This is a genomic window from Blastococcus sp. CCUG 61487 (assembly GCF_005222955.1).
In the GTDB taxonomy this organism is placed as follows: Bacteria; Actinomycetota; Actinomycetes; order Mycobacteriales; family Geodermatophilaceae; genus Blastococcus.
This window is the reverse complement of sequence record NZ_LWUA01000027.1, coordinates 12,991-31,333: the sequence shown is the minus strand read 5'-3', so window position 1 is coordinate 31,333 and position 18,343 is coordinate 12,991. Positions and strand designations below refer to the sequence as shown.

General features: G+C 73.0%; 12 protein-coding genes and 1 pseudogene. 6 read left to right on the top strand and 7 right to left on the bottom strand.

The window, feature by feature from the left end:
- Positions 1 to 5 precede the first annotated feature (5 nt).
- The 3 genes from pntB to A6V29_RS02990 form a co-directional block, all read right to left on the bottom strand.
- Complete coding sequence (pntB, locus tag A6V29_RS03000; protein ID WP_137158913.1) at positions 6 to 1,415, bottom strand: Re/Si-specific NAD(P)(+) transhydrogenase subunit beta; 1,410 nt, start codon at positions 1,413 to 1,415, stop codon at positions 6 to 8.
- Positions 1,412 to 2,962 carry a Re/Si-specific NAD(P)(+) transhydrogenase subunit alpha gene (locus tag A6V29_RS02995; RefSeq protein ID WP_137158912.1) on the bottom strand — a complete coding sequence of 517 codons (1,551 nt, stop codon included), beginning with the start codon at positions 2,960 to 2,962 and terminating at the stop codon, positions 1,412 to 1,414. Before A6V29_RS02995 ends, pntB begins: the two co-directional genes overlap by 4 nt.
- 146 nt (positions 2,963 to 3,108) lie before the next feature.
- Positions 3,109 to 3,951 (bottom strand): leucine-rich repeat domain-containing protein, encoded by an 843-nt coding sequence (locus tag A6V29_RS02990; RefSeq protein WP_170977665.1) that lies wholly within the window; start codon positions 3,949 to 3,951, stop codon positions 3,109 to 3,111.
- Positions 3,952 to 4,206: 255 nt separating this feature from the next.
- Here A6V29_RS02990 and A6V29_RS02985 point away from each other — a divergent pair, with 255 nt between their 5' ends.
- Together A6V29_RS02985 and A6V29_RS02980 are read left to right on the top strand one after the other, a co-directional pair.
- The gene (locus A6V29_RS02985) at positions 4,207 to 6,276 is read left to right on the top strand and encodes a putative bifunctional diguanylate cyclase/phosphodiesterase (protein ID WP_249932967.1); all 2,070 of its coding nucleotides are present in this window, start codon (positions 4,207 to 4,209) and stop codon (positions 6,274 to 6,276) included.
- Positions 6,273 to 7,115 (top strand): HDOD domain-containing protein, encoded by an 843-nt coding sequence (locus A6V29_RS02980; protein WP_249932966.1) that lies wholly within the window; start codon positions 6,273 to 6,275, stop codon positions 7,113 to 7,115. Before A6V29_RS02985 ends, A6V29_RS02980 begins: the two co-directional genes overlap by 4 nt.
- A 99-nt stretch (positions 7,116 to 7,214) precedes the next feature.
- On the opposite strand, the gene A6V29_RS02975 is transcribed toward A6V29_RS02980, so the two are convergent.
- Positions 7,215 to 8,363: an acyl-CoA dehydrogenase family protein gene (locus A6V29_RS02975; RefSeq protein ID WP_137158910.1), complete on the bottom strand. Its 1,149-nt coding sequence runs from the start codon at positions 8,361 to 8,363 to the stop codon at positions 7,215 to 7,217.
- Positions 8,364 to 8,370: 7 nt separating this feature from the next.
- Positions 8,371 to 9,546 (bottom strand): acyl-CoA dehydrogenase family protein, encoded by a 1,176-nt coding sequence (locus tag A6V29_RS02970; protein WP_137158909.1) that lies wholly within the window; start codon positions 9,544 to 9,546, stop codon positions 8,371 to 8,373.
- Between the two features lie 126 nt (positions 9,547 to 9,672).
- On the opposite strand from A6V29_RS02970, the gene A6V29_RS02965 reads away from it, so the two are divergent.
- Positions 9,673 to 11,151 (top strand): mannitol dehydrogenase family protein, encoded by a 1,479-nt coding sequence (locus A6V29_RS02965; RefSeq protein ID WP_212718962.1) that lies wholly within the window; start codon positions 9,673 to 9,675, stop codon positions 11,149 to 11,151.
- Positions 11,152 to 11,216: 65 nt separating this feature from the next.
- Here A6V29_RS02965 and A6V29_RS02960 read toward each other — a convergent pair whose 3' ends face one another.
- Positions 11,217 to 12,200, bottom strand: a complete 984-nt coding sequence (locus tag A6V29_RS02960; protein ID WP_137158907.1) for an anti-sigma factor RsbA family regulatory protein — start codon at positions 12,198 to 12,200, stop codon at positions 11,217 to 11,219.
- A gap of 161 nt (positions 12,201 to 12,361) precedes the next feature.
- On the opposite strand from A6V29_RS02960, the gene A6V29_RS02955 reads away from it, so the two are divergent.
- Positions 12,362 to 13,786 carry an NADP-dependent succinic semialdehyde dehydrogenase gene (locus A6V29_RS02955; protein ID WP_137158906.1) on the top strand — a complete coding sequence of 475 codons (1,425 nt, stop codon included), beginning with the start codon at positions 12,362 to 12,364 and terminating at the stop codon, positions 13,784 to 13,786.
- A gap of 94 nt (positions 13,787 to 13,880) precedes the next feature.
- A pseudogene (locus A6V29_RS02950) lies at positions 13,881 to 17,024 on the top strand (efflux RND transporter permease subunit).
- 12 nt (positions 17,025 to 17,036) lie between these two features.
- Here A6V29_RS02950 and A6V29_RS02945 read toward each other — a convergent pair.
- The gene (locus A6V29_RS02945) at positions 17,037 to 17,381 is read right to left on the bottom strand and encodes a UBP-type zinc finger domain-containing protein (RefSeq protein ID WP_137158905.1); all 345 of its coding nucleotides are present in this window, start codon (positions 17,379 to 17,381) and stop codon (positions 17,037 to 17,039) included.
- Positions 17,382 to 17,508: 127 nt separating this feature from the next.
- On the opposite strand from A6V29_RS02945, the gene A6V29_RS02940 reads away from it, so the two are divergent.
- Positions 17,509 to 18,330 (top strand): hypothetical protein, encoded by an 822-nt coding sequence (locus tag A6V29_RS02940; RefSeq protein ID WP_137158904.1) that lies wholly within the window; start codon positions 17,509 to 17,511, stop codon positions 18,328 to 18,330.
- Positions 18,331 to 18,343: the final 13 nt, after the last annotated feature.

The window sequence follows — 18,343 nt, the reverse complement described above, 5'->3', positions numbered from 1 at the left end:
TGACGTCACAGTGAACGCAGGATGTCCTCGACCCGCTCCCGTGCGTCGCCGAACAGCATGCGGCTGTTGTCGCGGAAGAACAGCGGGTTCTGCACCCCGGCGTACCCGGTGTTCATCGACCGCTTGAACACGACCACCCGCTCGGCCTCCCACACCCGCAGCACCGGCATGCCGGCGATCGGGCTGCCGGGGTCCTCCGAGGCCGAGGGGTTGACGGTGTCGTTGGCCCCGATGACCAGCACTACCGAGGTGGCGGCGAGGTCGTCGTTGATCTCGTCCATCTCCAGGACGACGTCGTAGGGCACCTTGGCCTCGGCGAGCAGCACGTTCATGTGCCCGGGCAGGCGGCCGGCGACCGGGTGGATGCCGAAGCGGACCTGCACGCCCCTGTCGGTCAGCTTGCGGGTGAGCTCGGCGACGGCGCCCTGCGCCTGCGCGACCGCCATGCCGTAGCCGGGGGTGATGACCACCGAGTCGGCCTCGCGGAGCAGCTCGGCGGCGTCCTCCGCGGAGATCTCGGTGTGCTCGCCGTAGTCGACGTCGCCCGACGCCGCGCTGCCCTCGTTGCCGAAGCCACCGGCGATGACCGAGATGAACGAGCGGTTCATCGCCTTGCACATGATGTAGGAGAGGTAGGCACCCGAGGAGCCGACCAGCGCACCGGTGATGATCAGCAGGTCGTTGCTGAGCAGGAAGCCCGCCGCGGCCGCCGCCCAGCCCGAGTAGCTGTTGAGCATCGAGACGACCACCGGCATGTCGCCGCCGCCGATCGAGGCGACCAGGTGCCAGCCCAGGGCCAGCGCCAGCACGGTGAGCACCGCCAGCACCGGCAGGGTCGGCTCGATCACGAAGACGACGGTGAGGATGACGAAGGCCAGCAGCGCACCGAGGTTGAGCCAGTTGCGCCCCGGGAGCATGAGCGGGTTGGACTTGATCTTCGCGGCCAGCTTGAGGTAGGCGACGATCGAGCCGGTGAAGGTGACCGCACCGATGAAGACGCCGACGGCGACCTCACCGGAGTGGATGCCGGCCTCGCTGCCGGTGAGCGCCGCGGACGGGTCGCCGCCGGCCTCGACCTCGAGGTAGCCGTTCCAGCCCACCAGCACCGCGGCGAGGCCGACGAAGCTGTGCAGCAGGGCGATCAGCTCGGGGATGCCGGTCATCTCGACGACCCGCGCCCGCCACAGCCCGATGGCCGCGCCGATCAGGACGGCGACCACGAGCAGCAGCAGCGAGGTGCCCGAGATGTCCTGGACGACGAGGCCGACGGTGGCGATCAGCGCGATCGCCATGCCGGCGATGCCGAAGACGTTGCCGGGCTTGGCCGTCTCGTGCTTGGACAGGCCCGCCAGGCTGAGGATGAAGAGCAGCGCGGCGACGATGTAGGCCGCTGCGGCGGCCGAGGCGGCGGTCATCGGGCGCTCTCCGCACTCGGGCCGCGGGTGAACATGCCGAGCATCCGCCGGGTGACCGCGAAGCCACCGAAGACGTTGATGCTGGCGACCAGGATGGCCACGAACGCCAGCGTCCGCACCACCGCGTCGTCGCTGTCGATCTGCAGCAGGGCGCCGACCACGATGATCCCGGAGATCGCGTTGGTCACCGACATCAGCGGGGTGTGCAGCGCGTGGTGCACGCCGCTGATGACGTAGAAGCCGACCACGACGGCGAGCGCGAACACGGTGAAGTGCCCGATCAGCTCGTCGGGGGAGATGGCGGCGACGAGGAACAGTGCCAGCGCGCCGATCCCGATGGGCGCGAACCTGCGCGCGGGGCTCGGTGGTGGGGGTGGGGGAGCGGGTTCCCGCGCCGGCGCCGGAGCGGCCGGTGCCGCCGACACCTGGACCGGCGGCGGGGGCCAGGTCTTCTCGCCGTCGCGGACGACGGTCATCGAGCGCTGCACGACGTCGTCGAAGTCCAGCACCAGCCGGCCGTCCTTCTCCGGCGTGAGCAGCTTGAGCAGGTTCACCAGGTTGGTGCCGTAGAGCTGGGAAGCCTGCGCCGGGAGCCGGGCGGGCAGGTCGGTGTAGCCGATGATCGAGACGCCGTTGTCGGTCACCACGATCTCGTCGGCCACGGAGCCCGCCACGTTGCCGCCCTGCGCGGCGGCCATGTCCACGATCACGCTGCCCGACCGCATCGAGGCCACCATCTCCTCGGTGATCAGCCGGGGCGCGGGCCTGCCGGGGATGAGCGCGGTGGTGATGATGATGTCGACGTCCTTCGCCTGCTCGGCGTACATCTCGGCGGCGCGGCGGTTGAAGTCCTCGCCCATCTCGCGGGCGTAGCCGTCGGAGCTGACCTCCTGCTCGCCGGCCTTCACCGCGACGTACTCGCCACCCAGCGAGCGCACCTGCTCGGCGACCTCGGGGCGGACGTCGGTGGCCCGCACGATCGCGCCGAGGCTGGACGCCGCGCCGATGGCGGCGAGCCCGGCGACGCCGGCGCCGGCGACGAGCACCTTGGCCGGCGGCACCTTGCCCGCGGCGGTGACCTGGCCGGTGAAGAACCGGCCGAAGACGTGCGCGGCCTCGACGACGGCGCGGTAGCCGGCGATGTTGGCCATGGAGCTGAGCACGTCGAGGGACTGCGCGCGGGAGATCCGCGGGACGGCGTCCATGGCCAGCACGGTGATGGGACGGGCGGCGAGCGCGTCCACGAGCGCCGGGTCCTGGGCCGGGCTGATCAGGCTGATCAGCGTGGCGCCGTCGCGGAGCCGGGAGATCTCCTCGACCGCGGGGGCGTTGACCCGCAGCACGACGTCGGCCTGCCAGGCGTCGTCGGGGCTGCCGATGGCGGCCCCGGCCTCGGCGTAGGCCTCGTCGGGGAAGCTGCTCGCCTCACCGGCGCCGGACTCGACGACGACGTCGTAGCCCAGGCCCACCAGCTGGGTCACCGTCGTCGGGGTCGCGGCCACCCGTGTCTCGCGGGCGCGGGTCTCCCGCGGCACTCCGATGCGCACCGTGGCTCCGTTCGTCGCAGGACCGGCGTCGTTCGCCGATCTCGAGGGCTGGAGGCGTGCAGGTGCACGCCCGACCCGAGGATCATGCCTGGCCGCCGACGGCGCCTTGCTCCGGGGCTCGCCGATGTGATCGCCGCCACGTGCGGTCAGGCCAGTCCGTTCACCGAGACCCCGGCGGCCCGCAGCGCGTCCACCCCGACCAGCCGGGTGGGGTCGGTCTCGTCCAGGCCGAGGTTCACCAGCGTGCGCACCGCCAGCAGCGGCGTGAGGTCGGTGAGCGGGTTGGCCCCGAGCTGCAGCTCCTGCAGCAGCGGGGCGTCGGCCAGGCCGCCGATCCGTGCCACCTGGTTGCCGAACAGGTCCAGGCGCAGCAGCGTCGGGATCGTCCCCAGGGGGGACGGGTCGGCGATCAGGTTGTCCGCCAGCCGCAGCGTGTCCAGGTTCGGGAGCCCGGCGAGGGGGGCGACGTCGGTGATCGCGTTCCGGCTGAGGTCGAGCGTGCTCAGCCCGTCCAGGCCGGCCAGCGCCGAGACGTCGGTGAGCTGCGCTCCGGCCACCCCGAGCGCCCGCAGCGTCGTCGTCCCGGCCAGCGGTGACAGGTCGCCGACCGGGTTCTGCGACAGGCCGAGGTCGAACAGCGCCAATCCGCGCAGCGGGGTCAGGTCGGCGATCGCGTTGCCGGTCAGCGTCAGCGTGCCGAGCCGGGGTAGGCCGGCCAGTGGTGCGACGTCGGTGATCTCGTGACCGGGGAGCCCGAGCTCGACGAGGCCGGTCAGCCGCTCGACGCCGTCCAGGGTGCGGATCGGCTCGGGGTGGTCGGCGCCGTCGCAGTGCAGGACCTCGAGCGCCGCGAGATCGTCGACGGCGAACAGCTCGGTCGTGGGCGGCAGCCCGACGGCCGCCGCCACGCAGCCGGCGAGCGCGTCGTCGGCGAGACCGGCGACCGGCTCGGGGGCGGCTTCCGCGCACGCCGTGGCGCCGAGGCCCACGACCAGGGCGGTCAGCGCACGGACGACGGCGATCCGTGCCAGCGATCGGGTGCGGTGGATGGCGGCACCTCCTGATCGGCAGGCTAGTCAGCGATACGGGCAGTTCCGGTACCCGGCGCTCCCCGAGGGCGCGCCGCGCCGCTCACCCCTACGGGGGACAGTGCCCGATTCGGCTGCAAGACGACCTCCGGAAGCGCCGAAGTAGCCGGTGCAGCGCTCCTCGGCGCTGCTCGGGGCTGGAGGAAGGAGGCCGGTGTGACTGCCGCCCGTCGGTCGGACGACCACGTGCCGCCGGAGATCGTCTCCTCCATCTTCTACAGCGCCTCGGTCAGCGACTCGATGGCGCTGCTCGTGGCCGAGACGAGCGGCCGCAGGCAGCGGTTCACGTGGTGCAACGAGGGCGCGGTCCAGATGCTGGGCTACGCGCTCGCCGACCTGCGGACGATGCCCGTCGAGCAGCTCTTCCCCAGCCTGGCCGGCGGAGAGCTCAAGCTGCTGCTCCGGCGCGAGCGCTCGGCCCGCCGGACCCTCGCCGTGCGCACCGCCAGCGGAGCCACCGTCGACGTGTCGGTCATGACCACGCCGGACCCGGGCGGACGGCGCTGGACCATCTCGCTGCGCTCCACCACCAGCGAGCAGGACCGCGCGCTGCGCGCGACGGCCGACGCGCACGAACGCCGCTTCTCCGCGCTCACCGAGCGCTCGCCGGTGCCCACCCTGCTCTCCGAACAGGGCATGCGCCTGGCGCACGTCAACGACGCCTTCTGCACCCTCGTCGGCCGCCGTGCCGAGCAGCTGCTCGGCACGGGCTGGATCGACACGGTGCACAACGACGACCTCGACGCCGTCATCGAGCAGGTGTCGGCCGTCCTGGACGGCGGGGAGGTGGAGGTCCAGGCCCGGCTGGTCCGCGAGGACGGCACGGAACGGACGACGATCATCCGCTTCGCCCACCTGTTCACCCCCGGCGTGGGCGCCGGCTTCGTCGCCACGATCGAGGACATCACCGACCGGCTGGCCTTCGAGGCGCAGCTCGCCCACCAGGCCAACCACGACCCGCTGACCGAGCTGCCCAACCGGACGCTGCTGGCGCAGTACGTGGCCGAGCGGTTCCGTCCCGGCGCGGGCGGGCTGGCCTGCCTCTTCCTCGACCTGGACAACTTCAAGGTCGTCAACGACTCGCTCGGGCACACCGCCGGCGACGAGCTGCTCATCGAGGTGGCGGCCCGCCTGCGGGCGACGGTCCGCCCGGGTGACCTGGTGGCCCGCTTCGGCGGCGACGAGTTCGTGGTCGTCTGCGAGCAGGTCGACGAGGCCGTCGCCGTCGCCCTGGCCCAGCGGATCACCGCCGCCCTGGCCGAGCCGATGCGCCTCGGCGGGGTGGACGTCCGGCCGCACGCGAGCGTCGGCGTCACCGTGCAGACCGCCGAGCACGAGGCCGCCGAGGAGCTGATCCGCGACTGCGACATCGCGATGTACCAGGCCAAGGCCAGCGGCAGGGGCCGGATCAGCGTCCTGGACCAGGAGGGCCGCGCCCAGGCGCGCGACAAGCTGCGCCTGGTCGCCGAGCTGCGCGACGCCATCGACAACGGCGAGCTCACGCTGCTCTACCAGCCGATCTTCAGCACTCGGGACCAGACGCCGGTCGCGGTGGAGTCGCTGGCCCGGTGGGAACACCCCGAGCGGGGGCAGATCAGCCCCACCGTGTTCGTGCCGCTGGCCGAGGAGAGCGGGCTGATCGCCGGCCTGGGGCTGTTCGTGCTGGACGAGACGTGCCGCCAGCTGGCCGACTGGGACCGGCTGATGGGCTACGCCGCGCCGCCGCGGGCGAACGTCAACGTCTCGGCGCTGCAGCTCGACGACAACCTGCCGGCCCAGGTCGAGGCGGCGCTGGAGCGGCACGGGCTGGCACCCGAGCGGATCTCCATCGAGATCACCGAGTCCGCGCTGATGAAGGACCCCGACCAGGCCCGCCAGGTCCTCCAGCAGCTGCGCGACGTCGGTGTGGAGCTCGCGATCGACGACTTCGGCACCGGCTACTCCTCGCTGGCCTACCTGCGGCACCTCCCGGTGGACTGCCTCAAGGTCGACCGCTCCTTCGTCGCCGAGCTGTCGGCCGGCCACTCGGAGATCGCCTCGGCGGTCATCGCGCTGGCGCGCAACCTCAACCTCTGCACCGTCGCCGAGGGGGTCGAGACCGTGGAGCAGGCCGAGGAGCTGACCCGGCTCGGCGCCACCTACCTCCAGGGCTTCAGCCTGGCCGAACCCATGACCGGGGGGCACACCGCCGCCTGGTTCGCCGCCCACGGGGAGACCGCACCGTGACAGTCACACCGTTCCCAGGGACCTCGCTGGAGTCGGTGCCCACCTTCGACGTGGAGACGATCCTCGCCGGCATCGACAGGATGGCGGCGCAGAAGCCCGTCGCCGCGCAACTGGTGTCGGTCGCAAACGCCGAGGACACCAGCGCCAAGGAGCTCTCCCGCATCCTCGCCGCCGACGTCGCCCTGGCCGGGCGGGTCATGAAGCTGGCGAACTCGGCCTACTTCGGGATGCGCGGCCGGGTCACCTCGCTGCAGTTCGCGGTGACCGTCGTCGGCTTCACGACGGTGCGCACCATGGCCACCGTCGCCCTCACCGAGCTCGACGACGAGACGCGGCTGCCCGACGACTTCTGGGACTTCACCACCCACCTGGCCCTGTCGGCCTCGTCCCTCGCGTTGCGGTTCGGCGAGCGCCCGCAGGAGGCGCTGTGCCTGGGCCTGCTCGCGCAACTGGGCGGTGCGCTGCTGTTCCACAACGATCACGAGGGCTACGCCGAGATCGTCGCCGCCCACCCTGTCCTCCGCGACCGCCGGGCCGCCGAGACCCGGCGCTACGGCATCGACAGCCTCCGGCTGACGTCAGTGGCGCTGGAGCAGTGGGGGTTCCCGAAGCCGATGACCGTGCCGTTGACCCACGTCGACGACTTCCGGGCGATGGAGGGTGCGCTGCTGCGGACCTGCCTGGAGATCGCCGCGCGGCTCACCACGGAGGACTACGAGCCGGTGCCGATCGTCCGGGTCAGCTGCGGTCAGCTCCGGGAGGACGACGTCGTGCCGGTACTCGATACGGTCCGTGCGGACGCCGCCGAGCTCCGCCGCGCCATGCTCGGCACCGAATAAGGGCGAGAGCCCCGCCCCCTCGAGAGGGGACGGGGCTCTGCGGCCTCGTTCAGGGGCCCACCATGAGCTTGCGAATGGTGGGGAGAACGAGGTCCTTTCTCAGGCGTACGGGGCGCCGATCGGGTCGACGGTCGGGTAGGTGCCGACCTTCTCCGCCAGCCGGTCGGCGGCGAAGTCGCCGTCACCGAGCAGGTGGTCGATCGCGGTGAGCCGGCTGGTGTAGTGGCCCACCTTGTACTCGGCGGTGACGCCGATGCCGCCGTGCAGCTGGATGGCGTCCTTGCCGATGTGCCGGCCGGCGCGGCTGGTGAGCAGCCGCACGCGGTCGGCGGCGGTGACGACGTCCCCGTCGGAGAGCTGCACCACCGACCCCCACAGCGCGATGCTGCGGGCGAGCTCGAGCGACATGTACATGTCCGCGGCGCGGAAGTTCAGCGCCTGGAACTTGTTGAGCGTCACCCCGAACTGCTTGCGGGTCTTCAGGTACTCGACGGTGGTGCGCAGGGCCGTGTCCATCGCGCCGACGGCCTCGTGGCTGTAGGCGATCCGGCCGGTGGCCAGCGCCCGCTCGATGGCGTCGGTCCGGTCGCCGCCGGTGCCGAGCTGGGTGGCCGGCGTGCCGTCGAAGCGGACGTTGGCCGAACGGGTGCCGTCGTGGTTGCGGTAGCCGGTGCGGCTCAGGCCGGTCGCGTCGCCCTGGACGACGAACAGGCCGGTGCCCCCGCCGGGGAGAGCGGCCGAGACGACCAGGACGTCGGCGCGGGCGCCGTGCGGCACCGGCTCCTTGACGCCGGTCAGCGTCCAGCTGCCGCCGGCCTCGGTGGCGGTGACCGCCGAGGCGGTCGGCTCCCAGCGGGACCCGATCTCGGTGTGCGCGAACGTCGGCAGCGAGGTGCCGCCGGCGAGCGCGCCCAGGAGCTCGCTCTTCTGCTCGTCGGTGCCGACGGCGTCGATGAGCCCGCCGGCCAGGACGACCGCCTCGACGAACGGCTCGGGTGCGAGCACCCGCCCGATCTCCTCGGCGACGATCGCGACCTCGACGGGGCCGGCGCCGGCTCCGCCGTGCTCCTCGGCGAAGGGCAGCCCCAGCAGGCCCATCTCGGCCAGCTGCGTCCAGACCTTCTCGTCGAAGCCGGGGTCGTTCTTGGTGACCTTGCGGCGCACCTCGCTGTCGCCGTAGGCGCGGCTCAGCAGCGCGGCGACGGCCTCGCGCAGGTCGTTCTGCTCGCTGTCGTAGGTGAAGTCCATGGCTATCTCACAACCCCAGGATCGTGCCGCTGATGATGACCCGCTGCACCTCGTTGGAGCCTCCGTAGATGGAGACCTTCCGGTAGTTGAGGTACTCGGGGGCCGAGACCCGGGCCCAGTCGGGCACGTCGGAGCCGTCCTCGGCGAACGAGGCGACCGAGAGCGGGCCGGCGATGTCGTTGATCAGCTCGGTGACCTCCTGCTGGAGCACCGAGCCCTTGAGCTTGAGCACCGAGGAGGCCGGGTGCGGCTTGCCGTCGGCGGAGTTGGCGACCACCCGCAGGGCGGTCAGCTCCAGGGCGACGAGCTCGTTCTCGATCTCGGCGATGCGGGAGGCGTAGCGCTGGTCCTCCAGCAGCGGGCGGCCGCGGTAGCTGGTCTCGCGGGCGAGCTCCTTGGCCAGGGCGAGCATGCCCTTGGTGCCACCGACGCGGGCGATGCCGACGCGCTCGTTGCCGAGCAGGAACTTGGCCTGGTCCCAGCCCTTGTTGACCTCGCCGATGAGGTTCTCCGACGGGACGCGGACGTCCTCGAAGAAGACCTCGTTGACCTCGAAGCCGCCGTCGAGCAGCTCGATGGGGCGCAGGGTCACACCGGGGGTGTCCATCGGGAAGACCAGCATCGAGATGCCGCGCTGCTTCTTCTCGGCGGTCGGGTCGGTGCGGACCAGGCAGAAGATCCAGTCGGCGTACTGGCCCATGGTGGTCCAGGTCTTCTGGCCGTTGACGACCCACTCGTCGCCGTCCTGGACGGCGACGGTGCGCAGCGAGGCGAGGTCGGAGCCGGCGTCCGGCTCGGAGAAGCCCTGGCACCACCAGATGTCGAGGTTGGCCGTCTTGGCCAGGAAGCGGTCCTTCTGCTCCTGGCTGCCGAACTGGGCCAGGACCGGCCCGATCATGCTGGTGTTGAACGCCAGCGGCTCGGGCACGTGGGCCAGCTGCATCTCCTCGCGCCAGATGTGGCGCTGCAGCGGCGTCCAGTCCCGGCCGCCGTACTCGACCGGCCAGTGCGGCACGGCCAGCCCGGCGGCGTTGAGGATCCGCTGGGTGGCGACGTAGTCGTCCTTGGACGCGTGGCGGCGGGCGGCCACCTTGTCGCGGATCTCCTGCGGCACCTGGGTGGTGAAGAAGGTCCGCATCTCCTCCCGGAAGGCCTGCATCTCCGGGGACAGCTGCAACTGCATCGGTCCTCATTCCTGACCGCAGTCGCTCTGCGGTCTTGACGTGTAGGTGCGACGATCCCACATCTCCGAATGGCGTTCGGTCCGCCCTCCCCGTCAGAGGCGCTCGTCACGGGGCAAGCTCGTGGGGTGCACCCGCTGTCCTCCCGGACGCTGTCCCAGCTCAGCGCCGCGGTGTCCACGCCCCGCTACGACCGCAGCCGGGTGCGCGTGGGCATCGTGCACCTCGGCGTCGGTGGCTTCCACCGCTCCCACCAGGCGATGTACCTCGACCGGCTCATGGAGGCCGGCCAGGCGCTGGACTGGGGGATCTGCGGCGTCGGCGTCCTCCCGGGTGACCGGGCCATGGCCGAGGCGATGGCGGCGCAGGACTGCCTCTACACCCTCGTGGTCACCCACCCCGACGGATTCCTCGGCGCCCGGGTGGTCGGCTCGATGGTCGAGTACCTGCTCGCCCCCGACGATCCCGAGGCCGTCGTCGAGCGGATGGCCGATCCCGCGGTCCGCATCGTCTCCCTGACGGTGACCGAGGGCGGCTACAACGTCTCGCCGGTCACGGGCGCGTTCGACGCCGACGAGCCGGGTGTCGTCGCCGACCTGCGGCCAGGCGCCGCGCCGCGCACCAGCTTCGGGCTGGTGACCGAGGCGCTGGTGCGGCGACGCGAACGCGGCATCGCGCCGTTCACGGTCATGTCCTGCGACAACATCCCCGGCAACGGCGACGTCGCCCGTGGCAGTTTCGCCGCGTTCGCCGCGCTGCGGGACCCGGAGCTGGGGGAGTGGGTCGACCGGGAGGTGGCCTTCCCGAACTCCATGGTCGACCGGATCACCCCGGCCACCACCGACGTCCACCGGGCCGAGCTGCGCCGGCGGTTCGGCGTGACGGACCGGTGGCCGGTGGTCTGCGAGCCCTGGACGCAGTGGGTGCTCGAGGAGAGGTTCGTCACCGGCCGGCCCCCGCTGGAGGACGTCGGTGTCCAGGTCGTCGACGACGTCGAGCCGTACGAGCTGATGAAGCTCCGGCTGCTCAACGGCAGCCACCAGGCCATGGGCTACCTGGGTGCGCTGGCCGGCCACACCTTCATGCACGAGGTCTGCCAGGACCCGCTGTTCCGCCGGTTCCTGCACGGCTACATGGACGAGGAGGCGACGCCGACGCTCCCGCCGGTGCCGGGGATCGACCTGGACTCGTACAAGGCCGACCTGATCGGCCGGTTCGCCAATCCGAACATGCGCGACACGCTCGCCCGGCTGTGCGCGGAGAGCTCGGACCGCATCCCGAAGTTCCTGCTGCCCGTGCTCCGCGCGAACCTGGCCTCCGGTGAGGAGATCCGTTGCTCGGTCGCCGTCCTGGCCGGCTGGGCCCGGTACGCCGAGGGGGTGGACGACGCCGGCCGCCCGATCCAGGTGGTCGACCCGCTGCGCGACCGGCTCGTGGCCGCCGCCCTCCGGCAGGACGAGGACCCGCTGGCGTTCGTCTCGGATCGCGAGCTCTTCGGGGACCTGGTGGACGACGCCCGCTTCGCCGCGACCTACCGCGAGGTCCTCGGGCTGCTGCGCTCCCGCGGCACCCGCGCCGCACTGGAGGACGTGCTCAGGTCGCCCTGACGGCGGCCCCGGGGGCTCGTGTCCGCCCCAGACGTTCCCGCGGGAACGTCTCGGCCGTCCCTCGATCAGCGCAGGCGGACGGTGAGCCGTACCCGGACACCGCTGTCCCCGGGGCGCCTGGACCCTCCGGAGATGTCGACGTGGTCGCACAGCTGCCGGGCGAGCCACAGCCCCATGCCGCCGCGGGACAGGTCGTCCCCGTGGGCGGGGCCGTAGCCGGCGAAGGGGTCGTCCCACCAGGGGCCGCCGTCGCCGATGGTGCACACGATCCGGTCCTCGGCGGTCCAGAGCCGCAGGCTCACCGGCGGCAGCCCGTGGCGCACGGCGTTGGAGACCATCTCGTCCACGGCGAGCAGGAAGTCCTCGACGATGTCGGCGTCGGCACCGGTGGCGGCCAGTTCCCCGGCGACGGCGCGCCGGAGGCCGGCGAAGCCGGACACGTCCGGAGCGGTGAGTCGCGGCGCCGTGGCCTCCAGCGGCTCGACCGGGACGGGCAGGCCCCGCAGGTACTGCGCAGGGTCGACGAACTCGTGGTTCGGTGCGCGCCCGTCGGGGCCGGCCAGGACGGAGTGGGTGGACCGGGCGGAGTCGAGCAGCGGCGGCGGCAGCCGCTGGGTGTCGAACACGCACAACCCCCACAGCGGCCAGTCCGCCAGGGCCTCGTTGATCACCGACTCGTAGCGCTGCCACTCCAGCCAGTCCCGCTCGGTGCGGCCGAAGTCGACCTCCCCGACCACCCGCACCTGCCCGCCGCCCTCGCGGGCGTGCTGCTCCGCCAGCCGGCGGAAGGTGGTGATCGCCGTCGGCGTGCGGGCGCGGTAGGCGTCGTGCCGGTCGATCACGTGCAGCAGCGGGTGGTCGCCGACTGCCTCGCGGAGCACTCCGGCGGTGCGGGGCGTCGTCGCGATGACGGCGGCGTCACCGTCGTCGAGGCCGGCGCGCAGGAACGGTGCCGCGACGCGAGCCAGCTGGGCGTCGTCGTCGAAGAGCAGCGCGTCGTGGCGGTAGTCCCGGGGCGGGGCGCAACCCCCGGGTCTCGGCTGACCCACGATCCGACCCCCGCGACGCCAGCTGCACGAGCGCCCTGCTGCACCCGCGCCCCGGCGGGCCGGATACCCGGAGGCCGGTCGGTCATGCACCGTGGCCCCGGGGTCGTTTTCGCGCGCGGCGGCCCGGGCACGGGAGCAGCGGTTACGACGGAGGGAACGCCATGGCCATCGCCACGATCGACCCGACCACCGGGGAGACGCTGAAGACGTTCGAGCCGCTCTCGGACGCCGCGCTCGAGGAGAAGCTCGCCCGCGCCGCCGCGGCCGCCGCGAGCTACCGGCGCACGACTCCCGACGAGCGGGTGGGCTGGCTCCGGGCCGCCGCGGACGTCCTGGACGCGGACACCGACAGGGCGGCCGAGCTGATGACCACCGAGATGGGGAAGACGCTGGCCGCGGCCAAGGCCGAGGTGGGCAAGTGCGCCGCGGTGCTGCGCTGGTACGCCGAGCACGGGCCGGCGCTGCTGGAGCCGCAGCCCCGGGACGCCGAGGCAGTCGGCGCCACGCAGGCCTACGTCGTCCACCAGCCGCTCGGCGTCGTCCTCGCGGTCATGCCGTGGAACTTCCCGCTCTGGCAGGCCATGCGCTTCGCCGCCCCCGCGCTGATGGCCGGCAACGTGGGACTGCTCAAGCACGCCAGCAACGTGCCGCAGACCGCCCTCTACATGGAGGAGCTGTTCCGCCGGGCGGGCTTCCCCGACGACGTGTTCCAGACCCTGCTCATCGGCTCCTCCACGATCGAGCGGGTGCTGCGCGACGACAGGGTGGCCGCGGCCACGCTCACCGGCAGCGCCCCGGCGGGGCAGTCGGTCGCCTCGATCGCCGGCGACGCGCTCAAGCCCACGGTGCTCGAGCTGGGCGGCAGCGACCCGTTCATCGTCATGCCCTCGGCCCACCTGGACCGGGCGGCCGAGGTCGCCGTCACCTCGCGGAACCAGAACAACGGGCAGAGCTGCATCGCCGCCAAGCGCTTCTTCGTGCACCGCGACGTCGCCGAGGAGTTCACCCGGCTGTTCGCCGCCAAGATCGGCGCGTTGACCGTCGGTGACCCGATGGACGAGGCCACCGACGTCGGCCCGCTGGCCACCGAGTCGGGGCTGGAGGACGTCGAGAGGTACGTGCGGGACGCCGTCGACAAGGGCGCCACCGTCGTCGTCGGCGGGAAGCGGGTCGACCGGCCCGGCTGGTTCTACGAGCCGACGCTGCTGACCGGGATCACCCCCGAGATGGACCTCTACGCCGAGGAGGTGTTCGGCCCGGTCGCGGCGCTGTTCACCGTCGACTCGCTGGACGAGGCCATCGAGATCGCCAACAGCCACCCGTACGGGCTGGGCAGCAACCTGTGGAGCGAGGACGAGGACGAGCGCGCCCAGTTCGTGCGCGACATCGCCGCGGGCATGGCGTTCATCAACGGGATGACCACCAGCTACCCCGAGCTGCCGTTCGGCGGCGTGAAGCAGAGCGGGTACGGCCGGGAGCTCACCGAACTCGGCATGCGGGAGTTCATGAACGCCAAGACCGTCTGGGTCGGCCCGCCGAGCAGCGAGCAGGGCGAGGGGAGCACCGCCGGGGCCGCCGCCGAGTGATCCACGACGCTGGGCAGCCACCGCGCGTCCCCTCGGGAACTGTCGGCGGGCCTCCCTAGTTTGGCGGGTGCCGATCGAGGAACGGGCACGGCGGATGCCGACCCGGGAGAAGGAAACCGTGTCGCGTCTCGCCGTCCTGTCCCTGCGCAACCGCGCCCTCATCGGGCTGGTCACCGTCGCCGTCCTCGTCTTCGGTCTGGTCTCGGCCGGTTCGCTGCGGCCGGAGCTGATCCCGTCGCTGCAGATCCCGGCCGCCGCCGTGGTCGCCGTGCAGCCGGGCTCCTCGCCCGACGTGGTGGAGCGGCAGCTGGTCGAGCCGATCGAGCAGGCGATCAGCACCGTCGACGGCGTCGTCGCGGTCACCTCGACGGCGAGCACCGGGCTGGCCACCGTCGCCGTCGAGCTCGAGTACGGCTCCGACATCGACCAGATCACCAACCGGCTGACCACGGCGGTGACCCGCATCTCCGGCCAGCTGCCCGAGGGCGTCGTCCCGTAGGTGATCGCCGGATCGCTGGCCGATCTGCCGGTCGTGCAGCTGGCCGTGGCCGCGCCGGACGAGCCCGCCGTGCTGGCCGACCGGATCCAGGCCGAGGTCGTCCCGCTGTTCGAGCAGATCGAGGGCGTCCGCGGGGTCACCGTCACCGGGGCCGCCGAACCGCGGGTCACGATCACCCCCGACCCGCTGGCGGTGGCGGCCGCCGGTGTCGACGCGACCTCGCTCGCGACCGTGCTGGAGGAGAACGGCCTGGTCCTGCCGGCGGGCACGCTCACCGAGGGCGATCGGTCGCTGCCGGTCCAGGCCGGCAACCGGATCACCTCGGTCGAGGACCTGCGCGCGGTGCCGTTGGTCGGCGCCGGCGGCCAGGTCACCACGCTCGGGGACGTCGCCACCGTCGAGGCCGGCGAGGCGCCCGCGACCAGCTACTCGCGGGTCGACGGCCAGCCGGCACTGGCGGTCGGGCTGACCCAGACGCCCGACGGCAACACCGTGGACATCTCCCAGGCGGTCGAGGCGCTGCTCCCCGAGGTCAGGGAGGCGCTGGGCGAGGACAGCACGGTGACCGTCGTCTTCGACCAGGCGCCGTTCATCGAGGAGTCGATCTCGGGCCTGGCCACCGAGGGCGGTCTGGGTCTGCTGTTCGCGCTGGTCGTGATCCTGCTGTTCCTCGGATCGCTGCGCTCGACGCTCATCTCCGCGGTCTCCATCCCGGTCTCGCTGTGCGTCACCTTCATCGGGCTGCAGGTCGCCGGCTTCTCGCTGAACATCCTGACGCTCGGCGCGCTGACGGTGTCGATCGGCCGCGTCGTCGACGACTCGATCGTGGTCATCGAGAACATCAAGCGGCACCTGTCCTACGGCGAGTCGCGCACCCGGGCGATCCTCGGCGGGGTCCGCGAGGTGGCCGGGGCGATCACCTCCTCGACCATCGCGACGGCCGCGGTGTTCCTGCCGATCGCGCTGGTGGGCGGGCTGGTCGGCGAGCTGTTCCGGCCGTTCGCGCTCACCGTGTCGATCGCCCTGCTGGCCTCCCTGGTGGTCTCGCTGACCATCGTGCCGGTGCTCGCCGCGGCGTTCCTGAAGGCCCCCGACGAGGACCGCGACCCGCAGGAACTGGCCGAGGAGCGCGCGGCGGCCGAGCAGGCCGAGCGGCGGACCCTCCTGCAGCGGATCTACGTTCCGGCGCTGCGCACGGTGCTCGCCCGCCGCGGGTGGACCGTCGTCGGGGCGGTGGCGGTCTTCGTCGGGACCCTGGCGCTGACCCCGCTGCTGCAGACCAACTTCATCGGCGACGCCGGCCAGAACACGGTCACCGTCACCGCCGCCTACCCGGCGGGCACCAGCCTGGACGCTCAGGACGAGCGGGCCCGCACGCTGGAGGAGGCGCTCGCCGAGGTGGACGGCGTCGAGACGGTGCAGAGCACCGTCGGCACCCCCGGTGGCGCGGCCGCCTTCTTCGGCGGCGGAGGCACCCCGACGGCGACGCTGGCGGTGACCCTGGCCGAGGACGCCGACGCCGACGCGGTGCGCGAGCAGATCCGTGATGCGGCTGACGGGCTGGACGACGTCGGGGACGTGACCGTCGCCGCGGCCGGCTCCGGGTTCGGCCCCTCGACGGTCGACGTGCTGGTGCAGGCCCGCGACGACGACGTGCTGGCCGAGGCGGCGGAGCAGGTGCAGGGCGCCGTCACCGAGGTCCCGGGGGCCACCGACGTCACCAACGACCTGTCCGCGGCGCTGCCCGTGGTCCGGGTGGCCGTCGACCCGACCGCCGCGGCGGCTGCCGGGCTCACCGAGGCGCAGGTGACCCGTGCGGTGGCTGGGCTCTCCGCTGCGGTGCCGCTCGGCACCGTCGACGTCGAGCAGGTGGCCACCCCGGTCTTCCTGGCGCCGGTGCAGCCGCTGGGCACCGTCGAGGCGGTGCAGGACGCGGTGCTGCCGACCCCCTCGGGCCTCGTCCCGCTGGACTCCGTCGCCACGGTCGAGGTCGTCGAGACGGCGACGGAGGTGAGCCGGGTCGACGGCGAGCGCAGCGCGACGATCTCGGCCACGCCCGCCGGCGCCGACCTCGGCACGTTCACCGCCGACCTGCAGGCGGCGCTGGACGAGCTGGACCTGCCCGACGGCGTCGAGGTGTCGGTCGGCGGTGTGGCCCAGGACCAGAGCGAGGCGTTCGCCGATCTCGGGCTGGCGCTGGTCATCGCGATCGTCATCGTCTACGTGGTGATGGTGGCGACCTTCAAGAGCCTGGCCCAGCCGCTGATCCTGCTGGTGTCGGTCCCGTTCGCGGCCACCGGCGCGCTGCTCATGCTGCTGCTCACCGGCACTCCGCTGGGCGTGCCGGCGCTCATCGGCGTGCTCATGCTCATCGGCGTCGTCGTCACCAACGCGATCGTGCTCATCGACCTGGTCAATCAGTACCGCGAGCGCGGCCGGCCGCTGGCGGAGGCGGTCAGCGAGGGCGCGCGGAAGCGGGCACGCCCGATCGTGATGACGGCGGCGGCCACCGTGCTGGCGCTCACCCCGATGGCGTTCGGCCTCACCGGGGGCGGGGTCTTCATCTCCCAGCCGCTGGCGCTGGTCGTCATCGGCGGGCTGATCAGCTCGACGGTGCTCACCCTGCTGCTGGTACCGGTGCTCTACACGGCGCTGGAGACCCGGCGGGAGCGCCGGGCGGAGAAGCGCGCGGCGCGTAGCGACGACCCGGAGCCCGTCCGGGAGGACGTCCGGGTCTGACGCCGGCCCCGGTCAGCGCAGCCGGGACCGCCAGTCGTCGGGCACCCGGCCGCGTGGGCCGGGTGCCGGCTGGTCGGGCGGGCGGTGCTGCGGCGGAGCGAGCGGCACGCCGGGCACGGCGGCCTGGGTGCGGAAGCTCCAGAACCAGTTCTCGCCCGGCTCGAAGCTGCGGATCACCGGGTGTCCGGTGCCCTCGAAGTGCGCGCGGGCGTGCCGGCTCGGCGAGGAGTCGCAGCAGCCGACGTGACCGCACGCGGCGCAGCGGCGCAGGTGGAACCACCAGCCGCCGGACTGCTCGCACTCGAGGCAGCCGGTGCCCGACGGCGGGACCGCCGGATCGATCGTCGGGTCGGTCATCGGCTTCCTCCCGCCGGGGCGGCAGCGTGGGGACGGGCGGACCAGCAACCGTACGGATCCCCGCGGCCCCGAGGAAGCCCTCTGCCGGGCGCGGGCGCCGGCGGGGGAGCGCTGGGACAGTGGGCACGTGTTCGACGTCGACTGGGTGGGGCTGCTGACGCGCGAGGTGCTGCGGGAGCGGACCCCGGCGCTGATCGCCGAGACCTGCGCCTGGGCGGTGGGGCTGTCCGATCGCCCGCACCTGCGCAGCCGCGGTGGGCTGCCGCAGCCCAGCGGCCCGACCCTGGGGGAGCGGGCCGCCGGCGGGCTCCCGCTCGGCAGCGACGACGAGGGGCGGCTCGAACTCGGCGACGCCGTGCCGGGCAGCTTCCAGGACGCGCTGAACGCGCTGACCCCCGACGGCTGCGTGCACGCCGATCGTCTCGACGACGAGGTGCTCGCACCGTTCGTCGAGGCCACCTGCCTGGCGGCGGCCGAGCGCGCCCGCAGCAGCCGGCCGCGGGCGTGGGAGGAGCTCGCCGAGGACGTCGGGGAGGACGGCGACGACCTCGCGGCCGTCGTCCGGGCGGCGGAGTGGGAGGTGCCGCTGCGGATCGACGCCGAGCAGCTCGTGCTCGCCGCGCTCGGGGCGATGCCGCTGGTGGAGGTCGAGACCGAGGGACTGCCGCTGTCGCTGGTGCGCGCCGCCGAGGCGGCCACCCGCGCGGCCGTCACGGCGCCGGAGGTGCCCGAGCCCGACGACGGCCTGGCCGGCGCGCTGTTCCTCGCCCGCGCGGCGCTGGAGGACGCCGGCTGCACGGTGCCGGTGCCGCCGGCCGAGGCCGATCTGCTGCTTGCCGCGCTGGCCGAGGCCGGGCTGGAATCCGGTGAGCTCCCGGTCGTGCTGCCGCACCTGCCGGTCGAGGAGGCGACGATCACCCGGATCGTCGCGGGCCTGCCCCCCGGCTGAGCAGGCCGACGAC

Excerpts from the sequence above, each read along its gene's own strand:
- A6V29_RS02955 (WP_137158906.1), top strand. The coding sequence starts at position 12,362 with ATGGCCATCGCCACGATCGACCCGACCACCGGGGAGACGCTGAAGACG.
- A6V29_RS02975 (WP_137158910.1), bottom strand. The coding sequence starts at position 8,363 with ATGGACTTCACCTACGACAGCGAGCAGAACGACCTGCGCGAGGCCGTC.
- A6V29_RS02970 (WP_137158909.1), bottom strand. The coding sequence starts at position 9,546 with ATGCAGTTGCAGCTGTCCCCGGAGATGCAGGCCTTCCGGGAGGAGATG.
- A6V29_RS02945 (WP_137158905.1), bottom strand. The coding sequence starts at position 17,381 with ATGACCGACCCGACGATCGATCCGGCGGTCCCGCCGTCGGGCACCGGC.
- pntB (WP_137158913.1), bottom strand. The coding sequence starts at position 1,415 with ATGACCGCCGCCTCGGCCGCCGCAGCGGCCTACATCGTCGCCGCGCTG.